General features: G+C 32.4%; 15 protein-coding genes and 2 tRNA genes. 12 read left to right on the top strand and 5 right to left on the bottom strand.

Annotated elements, in window-relative coordinates:
• The first annotated feature begins 2 nt into the window (after window positions 1–2).
• From ACSIGE_RS07925 to ACSIGE_RS07905, 5 genes are all read left to right on the top strand, one after another.
• A complete protein-coding gene (locus ACSIGE_RS07925) occupies window positions 3–647 on the top strand; it encodes an NADH:ubiquinone reductase (Na(+)-transporting) subunit D (RefSeq protein WP_440879333.1) in 645 nt (214 codons plus the stop codon).
• Window positions 648–737: 90 nt separating this feature from the next.
• Complete coding sequence (gene nqrE, locus ACSIGE_RS07920; RefSeq protein ID WP_440879332.1) at window positions 738–1,499, top strand: NADH:ubiquinone reductase (Na(+)-transporting) subunit E; 762 nt, start codon at window positions 738–740, stop codon at window positions 1,497–1,499.
• Between the two features lie 14 nt (window positions 1,500–1,513).
• Window positions 1,514–2,821 carry an NADH:ubiquinone reductase (Na(+)-transporting) subunit F gene (gene nqrF / locus ACSIGE_RS07915; protein ID WP_440882195.1) on the top strand — a complete coding sequence of 436 codons (1,308 nt, stop codon included), beginning with the start codon at window positions 1,514–1,516 and terminating at the stop codon, window positions 2,819–2,821.
• Between the two features lie 438 nt (window positions 2,822–3,259).
• Window positions 3,260–4,618 carry a DEAD/DEAH box helicase gene (locus ACSIGE_RS07910; RefSeq protein ID WP_440879331.1) on the top strand — a complete coding sequence of 453 codons (1,359 nt, stop codon included), beginning with the start codon at window positions 3,260–3,262 and terminating at the stop codon, window positions 4,616–4,618.
• Window positions 4,618–4,980 carry a Na(+)-translocating NADH-quinone reductase subunit F gene (locus ACSIGE_RS07905; RefSeq protein WP_440879330.1) on the top strand — a complete coding sequence of 121 codons (363 nt, stop codon included), beginning with the start codon at window positions 4,618–4,620 and terminating at the stop codon, window positions 4,978–4,980. The genes ACSIGE_RS07910 and ACSIGE_RS07905 overlap by 1 nt, the downstream gene beginning before the upstream one ends.
• A gap of 551 nt (window positions 4,981–5,531) precedes the next feature.
• Here the strand turns inward: ACSIGE_RS07905 and polA are convergent.
• Window positions 5,532–8,360 carry a DNA polymerase I gene (gene polA / locus ACSIGE_RS07900; RefSeq protein WP_440879329.1) on the bottom strand — a complete coding sequence of 943 codons (2,829 nt, stop codon included), beginning with the start codon at window positions 8,358–8,360 and terminating at the stop codon, window positions 5,532–5,534.
• 150 nt (window positions 8,361–8,510) lie between these two features.
• Between polA and ACSIGE_RS07895 the strand changes: the two genes are divergently transcribed.
• Window positions 8,511–9,734, top strand: coding sequence for a metallophosphoesterase (locus ACSIGE_RS07895; RefSeq protein WP_440879328.1), 1,224 nt, complete (start codon window positions 8,511–8,513; stop codon window positions 9,732–9,734).
• An 85-nt stretch (window positions 9,735–9,819) separates the two neighbouring features.
• Entirely contained in the window at window positions 9,820–10,113 is a 294-nt protein-coding gene (locus ACSIGE_RS07890; RefSeq protein WP_440879327.1) for a thioredoxin family protein, read from the top strand.
• Here ACSIGE_RS07890 and ACSIGE_RS07885 read toward each other — a convergent pair.
• Complete coding sequence (locus tag ACSIGE_RS07885) at window positions 10,110–10,751, bottom strand: polysaccharide deacetylase family protein (protein ID WP_440879326.1); 642 nt, start codon at window positions 10,749–10,751, stop codon at window positions 10,110–10,112. The two genes, ACSIGE_RS07890 and ACSIGE_RS07885, sit on opposite strands and share 4 nt — an antisense overlap.
• A 3-nt stretch (window positions 10,752–10,754) precedes the next feature.
• On the bottom strand, window positions 10,755–13,877 hold the full coding sequence (locus ACSIGE_RS07880; protein ID WP_440879325.1) for a glycosyltransferase family 117 protein: 3,123 nt from the start codon (window positions 13,875–13,877) through the stop codon (window positions 10,755–10,757).
• A gap of 167 nt (window positions 13,878–14,044) precedes the next feature.
• Between ACSIGE_RS07880 and ACSIGE_RS07875 the strand changes: the two genes are divergently transcribed.
• Together ACSIGE_RS07875 and ACSIGE_RS07870 are read left to right on the top strand one after the other, a co-directional pair.
• Window positions 14,045–14,115 (top strand) — tRNA-Gln (locus ACSIGE_RS07875).
• A gap of 66 nt (window positions 14,116–14,181) precedes the next feature.
• Window positions 14,182–14,252 (top strand) — tRNA-Gln (locus ACSIGE_RS07870).
• A 35-nt stretch (window positions 14,253–14,287) separates the two neighbouring features.
• Here the strand turns inward: ACSIGE_RS07870 and ACSIGE_RS07865 are convergent.
• On the bottom strand, window positions 14,288–14,635 hold the full coding sequence (locus ACSIGE_RS07865) for an arsenate reductase family protein (protein ID WP_440879324.1): 348 nt from the start codon (window positions 14,633–14,635) through the stop codon (window positions 14,288–14,290).
• Between the two features lie 49 nt (window positions 14,636–14,684).
• On the opposite strand from ACSIGE_RS07865, the gene ACSIGE_RS07860 reads away from it, so the two are divergent.
• The 3 genes from ACSIGE_RS07860 to ACSIGE_RS07850 all read left to right on the top strand — a co-directional run bounded on the left by ACSIGE_RS07860 (window position 14,685) and on the right by ACSIGE_RS07850 (window position 17,095).
• Entirely contained in the window at window positions 14,685–15,140 is a 456-nt protein-coding gene (locus ACSIGE_RS07860) for a DinB family protein (RefSeq protein ID WP_440879323.1), read from the top strand.
• A 115-nt stretch (window positions 15,141–15,255) separates the two neighbouring features.
• Entirely contained in the window at window positions 15,256–16,401 is a 1,146-nt protein-coding gene (locus ACSIGE_RS07855) for a cystathionine gamma-synthase (protein WP_440879322.1), read from the top strand.
• A gap of 304 nt (window positions 16,402–16,705) precedes the next feature.
• Window positions 16,706–17,095: a Fur family transcriptional regulator gene (locus ACSIGE_RS07850; RefSeq protein ID WP_440879321.1), complete on the top strand. Its 390-nt coding sequence runs from the start codon at window positions 16,706–16,708 to the stop codon at window positions 17,093–17,095.
• 109 nt (window positions 17,096–17,204) lie between these two features.
• Here ACSIGE_RS07850 and ACSIGE_RS07845 read toward each other — a convergent pair whose 3' ends face one another.
• The gene (locus ACSIGE_RS07845) at window positions 17,205–18,146 is read right to left on the bottom strand and encodes a 2-hydroxyacid dehydrogenase (protein ID WP_440879320.1); all 942 of its coding nucleotides are present in this window, start codon (window positions 18,144–18,146) and stop codon (window positions 17,205–17,207) included.
• Window positions 18,147–18,153: the final 7 nt, after the last annotated feature.

Genomic DNA, 18,153 nt, shown 5'->3' with positions numbered 1-18,153 from the left:
TTATGGGATTATTATCAAAAAAAGATATAGCGTTAATAAAAGACCCATTAGCGGATAACAACCCAATTACAATTCAGGTATTAGGTATATGTTCTGCTTTGGCAATTACGGCAGAATTAAAGGCGTCAATCGTAATGTCTATTTCTGTATTGTTTGTACTTGGAGTAGGAAATGTGGTAATTTCTTTAATGAGAAATATCATTCCTTCAAAAATTAGAATTATTGTACAGTTAATCGTAGTAGCAGCTTTAGTAATTATCGTTGATCAAGTACTAAAAGCTTTTGCGTACGAGTTGAGTAAAACACTATCGGTTTTCGTAGGGTTAATTATTACAAACTGTATTATTATGGGACGTTTTGAGGCATTTGCTCTAGGAAATGGTCCTTGGAAATCATTTTTAGATGGAATAGGAAACGCTTTAGGATATGCAGTAATATTAATTATTGTAGGATTCTTTAGAGAATTATTAGGTTCTGGTACGTTATTAGGGTTTAAAGTGTTAGGTGATCCAATCGAAAAAACTGGATTATATTCTTTAGGATACGAAAATAATGGGTTCATGTTACTTTCTCCAATGGCATTAATTGTAGTTGGAATTATAATTTGGATACAGCGTAGTAGAAATAAAGCATTAATTGAAGATTAAAATAGTAATGAGGTGTTAGAACAAGAATTGAGTCTTATAAATCGTATACAAACTCAATACTAACTACTCAATACTCAATACTATAAAAATATGGAACATTTAGAATTATTTTTCAAGTCGATATTCATAGATAACATGGTATTCGCAACCTTTTTAGGAATGTGTTCTTACCTTGCTGTATCTAAAAAAGTATCTACGGCTGTTGGTTTAGGTGCTGCGGTAATTTTCGTACTAGCAGTAACGGTGCCTGTAAACTGGCTGTTAGATCAATATATATTAAAGCCAGGAGCATTGGTTTGGTTAGGGGGCGAGTATGCTGATTATGACTTAAGTTTCTTATCATTTATCATGTTTATTGCAACGATTGCAACCATGGTACAATTAGTAGAAATTATAGTTGAAAAATTCGCACCTGCCTTATATAACTCACTAGGTATTTTTTTACCATTAATCGCAGTAAACTGTGCGATTTTAGGAGGGTCATTATTCATGCAATCTCGTGAAATTCCAACTTTAGGACTTTCATTGGTGTATGGTATTGGTTCTGGTATCGGTTGGTTCTTAGCAATTTTGGCGATTGCTGCTATCCGTGAGAAGATTCGTTATTCTCAAATACCACCTGCTTTAAGAGGTTTAGGAATTACTTTCATTACTACTGGTCTTATGGCTATTGGTTTTATGAGTTTTGGAGGAATGCTTACTGGAGGAGATGATGCTGCTAGTAAGAAAGAAAAAAGTGCAGCTACTGAAGTTATTGAAACTGTAAAAGAAGATGTAGTGGAGATGGAGCCAGTTGATAAAAAGGAAGAGGCTAAAATAGCTTCAAAAGAATTAGCTAATAACACAAAATAAATAACAGAATAATGATAGCATTAGCAGCAAGTACAGGAGGAACAGTACTAATTACAGTTGTAGCATTCTTGGCATTAACACTGTTATTAGTTGCTTTATTACTATTTGTAAAGCAAAAGTTAGCACCATCAGGTCCTGTAAAAATTACAGTAAATGGAGATAAGGTAATAGAAGTGCCATCAGGTGGTACGTTGTTATCAACTTTAGGGAATGAAAAAATATTTTTACCATCTGCATGTGGTGGTGGTGGGTCATGTATTCAATGTGAATGTCACGTTCATGAAGGTGGTGGTGAGGCACTACCTACAGAAACGCCGCATTTTACAAGAAAAGAACTACAGCATGGAGTTCGTCTGGCATGCCAGGTAAAGGTCAAACAAGATATGGATATTTCCATTCCAGAAGAGATTTTTGGAATTAAGAAATGGGAAGCGGTTGTTGTACGTAACTACAACGTAGCTTCTTTCATTAAAGAGTTTGTAGTTGAAATCCCCGAGGATATGAACTATAAAGCTGGAGGGTATATCCAAATTGAAATTCCTAAGTGTGAAGTAAAATTCGCTGATATGGATATCACTGCACATCCAGAAGAACATGAAACTCCAGATAAATTTAAAATGGAGTGGGATAAGTTTGGGTTATGGCCGTTAGTAATGAAGAATGATGAACTCGTAGAAAGAGCATATTCTATGGCTTCTTATCCAGCTGAAGGTAGAGAAATCATGTTAAATGTTCGTATTGCTACACCGCCATGGGATAGAGCTAAAAATGGATGGATGGATGTAAATCCAGGAATTGCTTCTTCCTATGTATTCTCACGAAAGAAAGGGGATAAAGTAACAATTTCTGGACCTTATGGAGAATTCTTTATCAATGAATCTGAGGCAGAGATGTTATATGTTGGTGGAGGAGCTGGAATGGCACCAATGCGTTCTCACTTATACCACTTATTCAAAACATTAAAAACTGGTAGAAAAGTTTCTTACTGGTACGGAGGTCGTTCTAAACGTGAGTTATTCTACTTGGAACACTTCTGGGCGTTAGAGAAGGAATTCCCTAACTTTAAATTCCACATCGCATTATCTGAACCGTTAGAGGAAGATAATTGGAAAGTAAAAGAAAATATTGATGCTGAAGGTGATGGATTCGTTGGGTTTGTTCATAACTGTGTTATTGAGCAATACTTGAGCAAACATGATGCTCCTGAAGATATTGAGCTTTACTTCTGTGGACCACCATTAATGAATAAAGCCGTTCAAAAAATGGGAGAAGATTTTGGTATACCAGATGAAAACATTCGTTTCGACGATTTCGGAGGATAAAATCTCACTAAATAGTATGAAAAGCCGATGCAATAATTGTATCGGCTTTTTTTGCAATTATTATAAGTATAACTACTAGGAAATGTTTAGTTAGTATTAATAGAGGTAATTTGGGGCTTTTGAAATATTAAGCCAAACTAATAAATAGATCAAAGTATTTAAATCTGATCTATTCGAAAGGGGACTACCACATATTCTTTCAAATATCTTGGGTTATTCGTTTAGTGGGGGTAAAAACTAATATACATGAACTGCCCAAACTGTCAATCTCAATATCTGAGAAGAGAAAAGAGAATTGTGCTTCAACGACTCATAATTTCGAGTAAAAAGTATAAGTGTTTTAATTATAGATCAACATTTTTACACATGGTAATCATAAAATAGAAACTTTCTTTATCTAAAAAATAGAAACCGTACCTTTGTACAAATTTTAATTGAATGGTTTCTTTTCAAGATTTAGACTTATCGAATCCATTGCGTAATGCAATAGAAGAGCTCGAATTAGTGCATCCAACACCAATCCAGCAACAAGCGTTTCCAGTAGTGCGTTCTGGGAAGGATATAGTAGGTATTGCACAAACAGGTACGGGAAAAACTTTTGCTTATCTTTTACCAATTTTAAGAGATTTAAAATTCTCAAAACAACAACATCCTAGAGTTTTAATTTTAGTACCAACAAGAGAATTGGTTGTTCAGGTTGTTGAAGAAATCGAAAAATTAGCAAAGTACATCACGCTACGTGTTATTGGAGTTTATGGAGGGGTTAATTTGAACCGACATAAGGAAGCGGTAGCCCTGGGTGCTGATGTTTTGGTAGCAACTCCTGGCCGTTTATATGATTTGGCATTGAGTAATGTGCTTAAATTAAAATCGATACAAAAGTTGGTAATAGATGAGGTTGATGTAATGCTTGATTTGGGCTTTCGTTTCCAATTACTTAATATCTTTGATTTACTGCCTCAGAGAAGGCAAAATATAATGTTTTCTGCTACTATGACTGAAGATGTTGAGACTTTGATTGATGATTATTTTATAGCGCCTAAAAAGATTGCAATTGCGGTTAGCGGTACTCCTCTTGAGAATATCGATCAAACTGCTTATAATGTGCCGAACTTTTACACGAAAATGAACTTGTTGAATGATTTATTATTTGATAAATCTGATTTTAGTAAAGTATTGGTATTCGCTCCTAATAAGAGAAATGCTGATAGGATTTTTAACCTAATAGAAGAGGAGTTTCCAGGTCAAGTATGCGTAATTCACTCGAATAAAACTCAAAACTATCGTTTACGATCGATTGAGGAATTCAATAGTGGAAATCATCGAATTTTAATTGCTACTGATGTTATTGCAAGAGGTTTAGATTTGCATGAAATTTCGCATGTTGTCAATTTTAACCCTACGCAGTATCCAGAAAATTATATGCATAGAATTGGTAGAACGGGTAGGGCGGAGAAAAAAGGAAAATCAATTTTATTCACAACAGAAAAAGAACAAGAAGCTAAGAGACGTATTGAGGAATTGATGAATTTTGAAATACCTTTGATTGATATTCCTGAGAATGTAGAAATTTCAAAGCAGTTAACTGAAGAGGAACGACCGAAAGAAGATAGACAACAGTCTGCAAATAGAACTTCGCAAGAGTATATTCCAGGAGAGGCATTTCACGAAAAAAAGGCTAAAAATAAAAAAGTAAATCTAGGAGGAACATATCGTAGAGAGATTGCTAAGAAGTATAAAAAGCCTAAAACTAGAGGAGATAAGAATTTCAATAAACGAAATAAGAAGAAAAAATAATGAGACAACTTACCGAGCAGGAGTTGCATAACCTTGGAATGAACATAGTCGGCAAAGAATTAGAAAGATTAGGGTATGAATTTGTCGCAGTAAATAGTACTTTAAAAAAACATCCACAATTTGTTTTATTCAAAAAAGGAGAGCCCACTATTTTTGTTTTGGTTAAAGTTTCAAAGAATATACAAAATCCTCAAGAATATGATCGGTTATGGATGGAAACTTTTAAGGAGCATGCTAAAAAGCAAAATGCAAAAGTTTGGTTTGCTGGTGTTGGTGTTGCGAATTCTCAAAGTGTTGATCTACCGGTGTTTAAGGATGCTCCATATTACCTTTCTTTTGATGGTTTCATAAAAATTTTATAAATTTTCATACTATTAGATACTACTTTATTGATGTCTATGACTAAAAGAATACCATTTATGTGCAATTCTGATCAAAAGATACATAAAGTTAAAAAGTAGTGTTATTTACAAGAGTTATATAGTAATTTTGCTCCCGGGAAATTTAATATACAAATCATGGGAAAAAAATTATTCAAGGGGATTCAAAATCTTTTTAAAAGTGCTTCAGCAATTTTAGCAGAATTCGGTAAAGGAGCCGGATACGCTATTAATCATTAGTAGCTTACAAAGATTTTGAAGGAAAACACTCGTTAAATTATGACGAGTGTTTTTTTTTATTATTAAAATAACGCCTAAGACAAACAATTATTGTATTTCTTTTATAAAATATTTATTAGAGCTTTCACCTTAAGCCTAGGAGAATCATAAATCAATTGCTTTTCATAAAAATTAATTTTATTATTGATCCATTTGGTTATTTGGTGCTACTAAATTTATCAATAACATCTAATATTGATGTTATTTTTAATAATAGATTCTAGTATATGATTTATTATATATCGTAAGTTCATTTAATGCGCTTCAAGCCAGTTTTGACCTAACCCGATTTCAACATCAAGAGGAACAGAAAGTTTAAAGGCATTTTCCATTTCTTCCTTAATAATTGGTTTTATATTTTTTAATTCGTCTTTATGAGCATCAAAAACCAATTCATCGTGTACTTGAAGTAACATCTTTGATTTGAAGTTTTCGGCATTAAATCGCTTATGAATATTGATCATTGCTAATTTAATAATATCTGCAGCACTCCCTTGAATAGGAGCATTTACAGCATTTCTTTCTGCAGCTCCTCGAACAATAGCATTACGAGAGTTAATATCTTTTAAATAGCGTCTTCTATTTAATACGGTTTCTACATAGCCATTTTCTCTTGCAAAATCAACTTGCTTCGAAATATAATTCCTAAGTTTTGGATAGGTTTCATAATAAGCTTCAATCAATGCTTTTGCCTCTTTTCTGTCCAAACTTGTTTGATTGCTTAATCCAAAAGCAGAAACCCCATAAATAATACCGAAGTTTACTGTTTTAGCGTTGCTTCTTTGTTGACGAGTAACTTCTTCAATCGGAACTTTAAATACTTTTGAAGCCGTTGAAGCGTGAATATCTTCTCCGTTTTTAAAAGCTTCAATCATGGTTTCTTCCTCACTTAAAGCGGCAATAATTCTTAACTCTATCTGGCTATAATCCGCAGCAAGGAGTACATAATCATTATTTTTTGGAATAAAAGCTTTTCTAATTTCCTGACCTCTTTTGGTTCTAATAGGTATGTTCTGTAAGTTCGGATTATTAGAACTTAATCTTCCTGTAGCGGCTACAGCTTGCGCATAAACTGTATGTACTCGGCCAGTTTTCGAATTCACTTCTTCAGGTAGGGCATCAACGTAAGTACTCTGTAGTTTTTTATATTGACGGTATAACAAAATATCAGCAACAATTTTGTGATCGTTGGCTAGATAAGATAACACATCTTCCGCAGTCGAATATTGTCCTGTTTTAGTTTTTTTAGGCTTGTCTACCAACTTTAGTTTTTCAAAAAGAATAGGACCAAGTTGTTTTGGTGAGGCAATATTGAATTCCTCCCCAGCTTGTTCATAAATACGTTGTTCTAAGTCTATAATATCAGTCGAAAGTTCGCCAGATAATGACTTTAAGAATTCAGTATTTAAGTTAATACCTTCAATTTCCATTGCTGTTAAAACAGATACTATTGGTGTTTCGACATCTTGAAACAGTTTAGTTACATTCCCACTCTCAAGTTCTTTGGTGAAATGCTCTTTTAGTTGTAGGGTAATATCGGCATCCTCAACAGCATATTCACTTTGTCTATCTAAAGCAATATCGCGCATTGAAAGCTGGTTCTTACCTTTTTTACCTATAAGCTCAGTAATGGAAACCGGCTGATAGTTTAGGTAGGTTTCTGCAAGAATATCCATGTTGTGCCTCATATCAGGATTTATTAGATAATGAGCGATCATCGTATCAAACAAATTCCCTTTTACGTTAATATTGTAGTTGGAAAGAACTTTAATATCGTATTTAATATTGTGGCCTATTTTTTCGATATTTTCATTTTCAAAGAAAGGAATAAATTCATTAATAACGTCTTGTGCTTCCTCTTGATTTTCGGGGAGTACTAAGTAGTAGCCTTTTCCAATTTCCCAAGAAAATGCAATTCCAACAAGCTCAACCTCTAGGGCTTTTAAGCCCGTTGTTTCTGTATCAAAACAAACAGAAGTTTGTTGAAGTAATTTATTTAAAAGTAACTTTCTACTTAAAGGAGTATTAATTACTTGATATAAGTGATTGGTATTGTTGATAGTTCTATATCCATTCATATTATCTTCATCGGTTGAAGTGGTATTACCACTTCCAGGAGCAGCAAATAAATCAAATTGCTGTGCATTAGCATTCGAAGAAGTCTTATTTGAATTGTTGGATGTTGAATCTGGATCAGAAATGGAGAAAGTTTTTTTAAAGCTATCTGCCATTCTTCTAAACTCTAAATCATCGAAAATTTTAATGGTTTTTTGAATGTCTGGCTGTTCAAAAACGAGCTTATCTTCTTCTAATTCCACAGGAACATCTAACATGATCGTGGCTAGCTTTTTAGATAATAAACCGAGTTCTTTGTTAGCTTCCACTTTCTCTTTCATTTTACCTTTTAGTTCGTGAGTGTTCTCAAATAAACCTTCCATACTTCCATAAGCAGCAAGAAATTTCTTCGCTGTTTTCTCACCAACACCAGGTAGCCCAGGGATATTGTCTACGGAGTCCCCCATCATCCCTAAGAAGTCTATTACTTGTTCAGGTTTTTCTACTTCGAATTTAGCTTTTACTTCCTCGACACCCCACTTTTCATATCCGTTGCCCATTCTTGGAGGGCGAAACATGAAAATGTGCTCAGAAACTAATTGCGCATAATCTTTATCAGGAGTAACCATATATGTTTCTAATCCTGCTTGCTCAGCTTTTTTGGCTAAAGTTCCAATAATATCATCAGCTTCAAATCCTTCTTTAACAATAACAGGAATATTCATAGCTTCTAATATGTTTTCTATGTAGGGTACAGCAATTTTAATAGCTTCCGGAGTCTCTAACCTATTTGCTTTGTAGTCAGGAAAGACGTTTACTCTATCAACACTACCGCCTTTATCAAAACATACGGCTAAATAGTCTGGTTTTTCTCGTTTAATAACATCGAGTAAAGAATTGGTAAAACCTAATATAGCAGAGGTGTCAAGCCCTTTTGAGTTAATTCTTGGGTTTTTAATAAATGCATAATAACCTCTAAATATTAAAGCATAAGCGTCTAGTAAAAAAAGTCGTTTCCTGTTTGCCATTTTCTGTAAAATCTATTGATTTGTTAAGAGTGTTAATTTAAAGTATCCTTATGTAGAATCGCAGTTTGTAAAACTACAAAACTTTAACAAGAAGTTAAAAACTGATTTTTTTTAATAAATGTATCTTTACGAGATATTTAAAACAAATTTATGTTACGCTGGTTAATTCCTCTGATAATATTCTCTGCTTTTATTATTGTTTTTGAAGTTTACGCATTTCAAGCTATAAAAATAGTATCAAAAAATAAAGTTTTTCGATATTCGTGGTTATTACTTGGAGGCATAGCTTATGTCAATTTCTTTTATGTCATATTTCGATATGATAGAAGTGCTGGTCAAACAAGAGAGTTTCAGTGGGCTGTTGGTTTACTTTTACTAGTACTCTTGCCAAAATTGATTGTTTTAGTTTTTATGCTAGGAGAAGATATTTTTAGGTATATTCAGAAAGGGTTTACTTATTTTTCTAATGGAGAAACAAAAAGCTTAGTAAGTAGAAGAAAATTTATTTCCCAGCTAGCATTAGGTTTAGCTTCAATTCCTTTTGCGGGTATTTTATATGGTATTTTTAAGGGAAAGTATAATTATAAAGTCATAAAGTATCAGTTGAATTTTGATGATTTACCTGAAGCTTTTGATGGTTTTAAAATTACCCAAATTACAGATATTCATTCTGGAAGCTTTGACAATAATCAGAAAATCGCTTATGGAATTGATTTAATTAATGAACAAAAGTCAGATATTATACTTTTTACGGGTGATATAGTTAACAATTTTGCTAGCGAAATGGATACATGGCTTTCAGCTTTTTCTAAATTAGAAGCCCCCTTTGGGAAATTTTCGATCTTAGGAAATCATGACTATGGTGATTATGCGGAATGGAAAAGTGATGAAGATAAAGCTGCTAACTTTCAGGCAATAAAAGAAATTCATCCTAAAATAGGTTTTGATTTATTACTGAATGAACATAGGTATCTTGAAAAAAATGGACAAAGAATAGCATTAGTAGGTGTTGAGAATTGGGGAAAAGGTTTTAATAAGGCAGGGGACTTGAAACAAGCTTCGAAAGGAGTAGACAAGAAAGATTTTAAGATATTGATGAGTCATGACCCAAGTCATTGGGAGTATAAGGTTAAACAAGATAAATTTAATTATCAATTAACACTTAGTGGTCATACACATGGTCTTCAGTTTGGCATTGAAATTCCAGGCCTATTTAGATGGAGCCCTTCACAATATGTTTATAAGCAATGGGCTGGTTTATATAAAGAGTTTGGAAGATATATAAATGTTAATAGAGGGTTTGGTTACCATGCATTTCCAGGGAGAGTAGGCATATGGCCTGAAATTACAGTGATAGAATTAAAAAAATCTTGAAAGTGATCGTTTTTATTAAGGATATGACTTTTAATGAAAATAAAAATTTGTACTTTTAAGGTTTTTACAGTAAAAATTTGTTTTTATGACAAAATTTGGAGATATTATAGGAATTGATAAACCTGTTTTAATTGATTTTTATGCAGACTGGAGTGATTCTGAGCCAAGTCTTCAAACACTTCGTGATGTCGCAGCTGCTCTAGGAGATAAAGCAAAAGTTATTAAAATAGATATCAGGAAAAATCAAATTTTAGCAGAAGCACTAAGGGTTAAGGGTAATCCGACCTTTATAATATATAAAAATGGTGAAATGAAATGGCGACAAACAGGAGAGCAAGATGCTAATACTCTTATTGGTTTAGTCAAACAGTTTTTCTAAATAATTCTCTCAAACTGATAGCCTCTAATACTTAATTCTTTTAGTATAATTGGAAGAGAATAGTAAATGTTTTCTTTAGCTTTTTCACTATCATGAAAAACAATGATATCTCCGTTTTTTATTTTTGTTAAGATATTCGAAACACATTCTTCTTTTGAAATATTTTTGTCAAAATCACCTGAGAGAAGACTCCACATAATCACTTTATACCCTTTTTTAATTAGGGCTGATGTCTGAGAGTTTTTGATTTTTCCATAGGGAGGTCTGAATATTTTTGGTTGAATAACATTATTAAAGTTACTTATTAATAATTCAGTTTTTAAAATATTATTTAAATAGTCCTTTTTTTTAGTTTTCCATCCATCTAAATGATTATAAGTGTGATTTCCAATACTGTGTCCGCCTTCGATTATTTTTTTGAAAATAGAAGGATGTTTTTGGATATTATCGCCTACACAAAAAAAGGTAGCTTTTGCATTGTGCTTTTTAAGTTTATCTAAAACGAATTCTGTAACTTCTGGAATAGGTCCATCATCGAAAGTAAGATAAGCTTTTTGAGTACTGGATTTAAAACACCATATATATTTAGAAAAATATTTTCTAAATATATATGGTGTCCTTAAAGGGTATAACCTCATTAGTTAAGGAATAATAGTATCAGACTCATTCTTTAAAGAAGAAGGAGCTTTATTTTCATCTGGCATTAAGTATTTGAATAAGCGCCCTATATTCACAAAGTTATTAAAAACGGTATCAGAGTATTCTTTAGTATCGTATTCAATTATTTGCATGACGATATTTCTATACATATACAATTTCGTGTCGATATTTTCAATAATAAGCTCAATGTCTGATTCTTGAAAGGTACTGTAATACTTTAGGTATTGCTGAAAAATATCAATTAAGGTTGCAGCCGTTTGTCTTGCTTTTTTAATATCACCAACTTTATAATAAAGTTCAGGGTAACCAAGAGATAAACTGAAATGTCCAAAATCCTTAATAGGCATTTTATCTAAAGACAGGTCTAAAATTTCTTTAGCTTTTAATGTGTCTTTCCTTGCTATATACTCTTCAGAGAGTCTCATTAAATTATTTCTTAATGAAATTACATTCCGTTTACTTTGTTCATCTAAATAAATTTTTCCGTCATTAATAGTTTTCCAATCCCATTTTTTTACATTCTCATACATTTTATTAGGGTCTATTCGTCCCATTTCAAACATAGACTTACCTTTATTAGGTGTTTTTATAGGTACTAATTTATAAGCCATACCATCCAGTTGCAGGTAATCTTTTAACCAAATATATTCTTCATCGGCGTTAGCCCCACCGGTAAAATAAATTGGACGTTCCCAGTTGAAATTATTCAAAATATCGAGCATTAAAATTCGATTTTTGGTAATGGCACTTTCATCAATCTCAATATCAATAAAATCAACGATTCTATCAGCATCTTTTTTTGAAACAAGACCTGTTTTCAATACATTGTCTTTATTTACTGGAATTCTAATACGATTTGTTGGATAGAATTTTTCGTGAATATTATTCTCTTCATCTATATAATAAGTTCCATCATTGTCACTTTCAATCCACCTCATGAAGTTATTAATAGATATTATGGAGTCTTTAAATCTTGGATGTTGAATATGATAGGCAACATCAAGTGTTCCGTATCTGTATTGGTCATGTGTTAATTTTGAAGGAATGGGGTCTGCATCATACGTTTTCTTTTTCATTTGGTCAATATACCAGTCTGTTTGAAAAAGACTCGTATTTACAATTTTAATATCTTTTCTAACGCCTTCAACTTGCTGCATATACCATAAAGGGAAAGTGTCATTGTCTCCAATTGTAAAGATTATTGCATTAGGATCGCAGCTTTCAAGATATGTTTGAGCATTTAATTGAGCTAAATATCTATTAGATCTGTCATGGTCATCCCAATTTTGATTTGCCATTAATAATGGAACCGTAACCAAAGATATTATTGAGACACCAAATGCAACCGTTTTATTGTTTGCATATTTTTTAAAATAATCATACAGTGCAAGCACGCCAAAACCGATCCAAATTGCAAATACATAAAATGAACCCACCACGGCATAGTCTCGCTCTCTTGGTTCAAAAGGTTTGGGGTTTGTGTAAAATATAATTGCAAAACCAGTAAACGCAAAAAACAGCGCTAGTGTATATAAGCTTTTTTGATCTCTACCTGCTTGATATAATAATCCAATAAGACCTAAAATTAATGGCAGGAAAAAATAAGTGTTTCTACCTTTATTATTCTTAATATCTTCAGGTAAGTTTTGTTGAGAGCCTAAGCGCATCTCGTCTATAAAGTCAATACCGCTTAACCAGTTTCCGTTTTCTATATCTAGATGTCCTTGAATATCGTTCTGTCTACCTACAAAGTTCCACATAAAATAACGACCATACATATATCCAAACTGAAAGTCAATCATAAACTTTATATTCTCTCCAAAAGTTGGTCTTCTTGTACTTTTTAATGGTATTCCAGCAATTTTCTTATAGTGTTCTTGAGACCCAGGGTCTACCATTCTAGGAATGAACCCTTTATGTTTGTCGGAGTAGTTGGGTAAGACATTTTTATATTTGTTAACAATTACATATTTACCATTTTTTTGTTCATATTTTGGTTTTTCGTCTCTAGTAGGAGTATTTGGATCTCGTTCCTGTTTGTAAGCAAAAGAGTAGTATTTGTCGTAAAAAACATTTGCATCGCCATATTGTTCTCGTTCATAATAGGCTAGTAATTCACGTGCACTAGAGGGATTGTTTTCGTTAATAACAGTGTCAGCATTAGCTCTAATAGGTAGCATTAACCATGAAGAAAAACCGATTACAATAAATAAAACAGAAATTATTAGTGTGTTAATGGTAACTAAATTTTTTTTCCTAGTATATGAAATTGCAAAGTAAAAAAATCCAATTAAGGTAAATCCTGCAATGATAGTACCAGAGTTGTAGGGTAACCCGATTTGATTTACAAAAAATAACTCAGAGGTACTGAAGAATTTTAAAGTATATGGAAATAAAAGTTTAAAAACGAAAGCAAGAATAAGAATTGAAATAATTGTAGCAATAGCAGTAGTTTTTATAGTTATCTTAGGATAAGTTTTAAAAAAATAAAGCATAAATATTGATGGAATTACCAACAGAGATAATATATGAACTCCGAAAGAAAGTCCTACTATAAAACAAATAATAACAAGCCATTTATTTCCTCTAGGAGAGTTTATTTCGTTTTCCCATCTTAAACCTAGCCAAAAGAGTAGTGCCATTAAAAAAGAAGACATAGCATACACTTCGCCTTCTACAGCGCTGAACCAGAAACTATCAGAGAAGGCGTAGGCTAAAGAACCAACTAAACCACTTCCTAAAACAGCATAAGCTTCGTTAACTTCTAATTTGCCATTCTTTTCAACAATTCTTTTTGCTAAATTCGTAATTGTCCAAAACATAAACAGAATGGTAAATGCGCTTGCTAACCCAGACATGAAATTAACCATTATTGCAAGTTGACTTGTATCTTTACTGAATATAGCAAAAAATGCGCCTAGCATTTGAAATAAAGGAGCTCCAGGAGGATGTCCAACTTCTAAATTAACGGATGTAGAAATGTATTCTCCGCAATCCCAAGAACTAACAGTAGGCTCTAACGTAAGCGTATAAGTGATTAAAGCTACGATAAATGAAACCCAGCCTAAAATAATATTCCACTTTTTGTAGTTGAATTTGTTCATATTAATTTTAATAAGTTGTTGCGAATGTACTAATAACTAGCGTTTTTTATTGAAAGCAAAAATATAATTTTGATTTTTTTATTAGAATAAATTTCTGTTAAAAGAAATTATTAAAAAAATTTGTCAAAATAAATTTCTACCTTATATTTGCACCCGCAATAAGTAATTGGCCTATGGTGTAATGGTAACACACCGGTTTTTGGTACCGATATTCAAGGTTCGAGTCCTTGTAGGCCAACAAAAAGCTTTAGTTATATCTAGTTTGTGAAATTTAAACTAAAGTTTTATATTTGTAAAGCTATATTGGCCTATGGTGTAATGGTAACACACCGGTTTTTGGTACCGATATTCAAGGTTCGAGTCCTTGTAGGCCAACAAAAGTTCTGATAATTAATATCAGAACTTTTTTGTTAATTTAACTTTTCTTTGAGAGCTTCAATTACTTTTCTATTATTTCCGATGTATATATCATTATCGACAATAAACACAGGTCGTTTTAAAAATGTATATTCTTTTAAAATGTGGTTTTTATAATCTATTTCAGATAGGTTTGGTTGTTTGCTCTTTAGGTCCTTGTAGAGTTTAGCTCGTTTGTTAAATAACGCTTCATAGCTATTGCTATAGGAGTGCATTTGCTCTAACTGATCTATTTTAATAGGATCGGTTTTTATTTCTTGTTTTTCGAAACCTTCGATATTTACCTCTTTCAAAATTTTTCTGCAGGTGTCACAGCTTTTTAAAAAATAAACTTTCTTCATGTATGTATACGAATGATAATAATATATTTGGGCTAAAATAATCAGAAAAATGAATGTACAGTTTGATGTGTTGAAAAAATCAAGGGAAATAGTTGTTAACATGATAGATGGTTTAACTATGGATCAATTACATTTGGTGCCGAAAGGATTTAATAATAATATTGCCTGGAATGTGGCTCATTTAGTTGTTACACAGCAATTACTTCATTATAAATTATCAGGTTTACCATGTTTAATTCCTGATGAATTAATTGATAGTCACCGAAAAGGAACAAGGCCAAGTAAATGTTTTTCTCAAGAGGAATTTCAAGAAGTTAAGGAGTTGTTAATGGGGTTACCGGATACATTGAGAGAAGATTACAGAGCTGGTATCTTTAACGGCTATGAGGAGTATGAAACTAGTACAGGGTATGTGTTACGTTCTCTTGAGCATGCAATTACTTTTAATAATCTTCATGAAGGTATACATTTAGGAGTCGTGATGGCTATGAAAAAATTAGTTTAACTTTTGTAGATTTGTTAAGTATAATAGCCCTGTTTATTAATGTTAATGAGTAGTAAGAATTTACTCTTTATAATTAAACTATTAGGTAGAATTAGGTCAATAAAAAAGAAAAATAATGAAATTTAATACAAAAACTATCCATGGTGGACAAAAGCATGAGGAGGCGACAGGAGCCGTAATGCCTCCTATTTTTCAAACATCTACTTATGCTCAGTCCAGCCCTGGTATCCATAAGGGATACGAATATTCAAGAGCTGCAAATCCTACTAGGACAGCTTTGGAAAATGCGTTTGCATCCATTGAAAATGGAACACATGGTTTTGCTTTTTCGTCTGGGCTATCAGCGATAGATTGTGTTCTTCGTCTTTTAAAGCCTGGAGATGAGGTTGTTGCTGGTGATGACTTGTATGGAGGAACTTACAGGATGTTTACAAAGCTGTTTAGTCAATATGGACTTAAATTTCAGTTTGTAGATATGAATAATGTCACAAATGTAACAAACGTGATAAATGAAAAAACTAAATTAATTTGGTTAGAAACTCCTACGAATCCTTTGATGAAAATTGCAGATATAGCTGGAATAACGACTGCTGTAAAGGAAGTAAATAGTGCTATATTAATTGCTGTGGATAATACTTTTGCTACTCCTTATTTGCAGCGTCCTTTGGATTTGGGGGCAGACATAGTAATGCATTCGGCAACAAAGTATTTAGGGGGGCATTCAGATTTGGTTATGGGGGCTTTAATGGTTAAAAATAGTAAATTGGCAGAAGAACTTCATTTTATCCAGTTTGCAGGAGGAGCTGTTGCATCACCAATGGATTCATTTTTAGCATTACGCGGTATCAAAACATTGCATATTCGAATGCAAAGACATTGTGAAAATGGTAAGGCAATTGCTGCTTATCTTGCAAAGCACCCACAAGTTTTGAAAGTTTATTATCCAGGTCTTGAAAATCACTCAAACCATTTAATAGCAAAGAAACAAATGGATGATTTTGGAGGTATGGTATCTTTTATATTAAAAGATGAAAGTAAAGAGGCAGCTTTTAAGTTTTTAGAGAATACAAAAGTTTTTACACTTGCAGAGTCGCTCGGAGGTGTTGAAAGCCTTGTAAATCATCCTAGTTCAATGACACATGCATCAATCCCAAAAGAAACGAGAGAGAAGATTGGTATTACTGATTCTTTAATTCGTTTGAGTGTAGGAATAGAAGATATTAGTGATCTTATTTCTGACATAGAACAAGCATTAATTTAGTCATAAAAATTATTTAAAATAAAAGGCATGTGTATAGCATGTCTTTTTTTATTGCAACTAACTTGCTGTATTGAAAAAAATACACTATATTGCAACCGTGTTGCGATTTTTGCAACTGTTTAATTTAATATTTTTTAAGAGACAATTTACCTCATTAATTAGCTTTGTTTGGGTTTAAAGTTATTAAATTCTATTGTCTTCAATAGGTGCCGATTTTTTCGGCACCTATTTTATATATTAAGAAAATAGAATTATTATTTTTGTTATATTACTTTTGAAGATATAAACGATAAAAATGACAGGTATGAGGAAAACAACTTCGTTATTAGCAATTAGAGACTATTTGGAAAGTAAAAGCGTTGCAATAAGTGCTGTTGAACTCGTAGATCATTTTTCCGGTAGTTTTAATAAAACAACGATATACCGCGTATTAGCTCGTTTGGAAAATGAAGGTGAAGTCCATTCAGTTATAGGAAATGATGCAAATACCTATTATGCTACGTGTAGTTCAAAATGTAGTAAAGAGCACCATGATCATAACCACATTCATAGGCAATGTAGAAAATGTGGAGAATTATCTTGCACAATGGTTGAAATGCATTCGCCTAATAATGATGATTTTGAAGTAGAGGAATTAAGGGTTTTACTTGTTGGAATTTGTAAAAAGTGTCAGTCAGTTGAAAAAAATGAATAGATAGATATTTTTTTAAGAGTAGTTAAATTGGAATTCTTAATTTTCACACATAAGGGTATATATTATTTAGTTCAAACATAGCATCTGTTTTCTTCATAGCTATAAGTTTTCATTTCGCTGGAAATTTCATTTTGATTTTATCCACAATCGTTTGAGCTAATTTTTCTTTGCTTTCTTTGGTCCATCCAGCTACATGAGGAGAGAGTATAACTTTTTCAGAATTTATTAGATAATTAAATGACTTAGGTGGTTCTGTTGTAAATAATTTTTCAAATGATTTTTTTTCATATTCAAGCACATCTAAGCCAGCACCTAAAATTTTTCCATTTTTTAATGCTCTGACCAAATCAGATGTCACCACAGTAGTTCCTCTGGCTGTATTTAATAGCCAGAATGAATTTTGAAACCTGTTAATAAAGCGGGTATTGATCATGTTTATACTTAATTTATTCTGTGGAGTATGTAGACTCACAATTTCGACTTTTTCCTGAAACTCTTTAAGGCTTACTTGGGTACAATTTTCGTCACCCACATCATCTTTTATATCATAACATAAAATGTTTACATCAAAACCTTTGAGTTTCTTTGCGAAAGCTTTCCCCATATTACCATAACCAATGATACCAATAGTTTTTCCATTAAGTTCAATTCCTCTATTTTCTTCCCGCAACCATTTACCTTGTCTTATTTCTTTATCAGCTTTATTTAGCTTGTTGAATAAAGAGAGTAACATTCCTAAGGTATGCTCACCTACAGCATTTCGATTACCTTCTGGTGCCGAAATAAGATGAATATCTTTAGCTATAGCATAATTACAATCAATATTTTCCAAACCAGCTCCAACGCGACCAATAAATTTTAGGTTAGTTGCTTTATCAATAAATGACGAGTCGATGGTGAATCTGCTTCGGATTATAATGCCATCATATTGATATATCTTACTTTCTATTTCTTCTTTGGTTGAAACATAATCTTCATCATTTATATATCCTAGCTGATTCAATTGATCAATGAGAATTGGATGATTAGTATCTAAATGCATTATTCTCATATTTTAT

Origin of the sequence: Tenacibaculum profundi (assembly GCF_052050075.1) — a bacterium.
Lineage (GTDB): Bacteria > Bacteroidota > Bacteroidia > Flavobacteriales > Flavobacteriaceae > Polaribacter.
The sequence above is the reverse complement of the archived record's forward strand: the minus strand, read 5'-3'. Positions and strand labels throughout refer to the sequence as shown.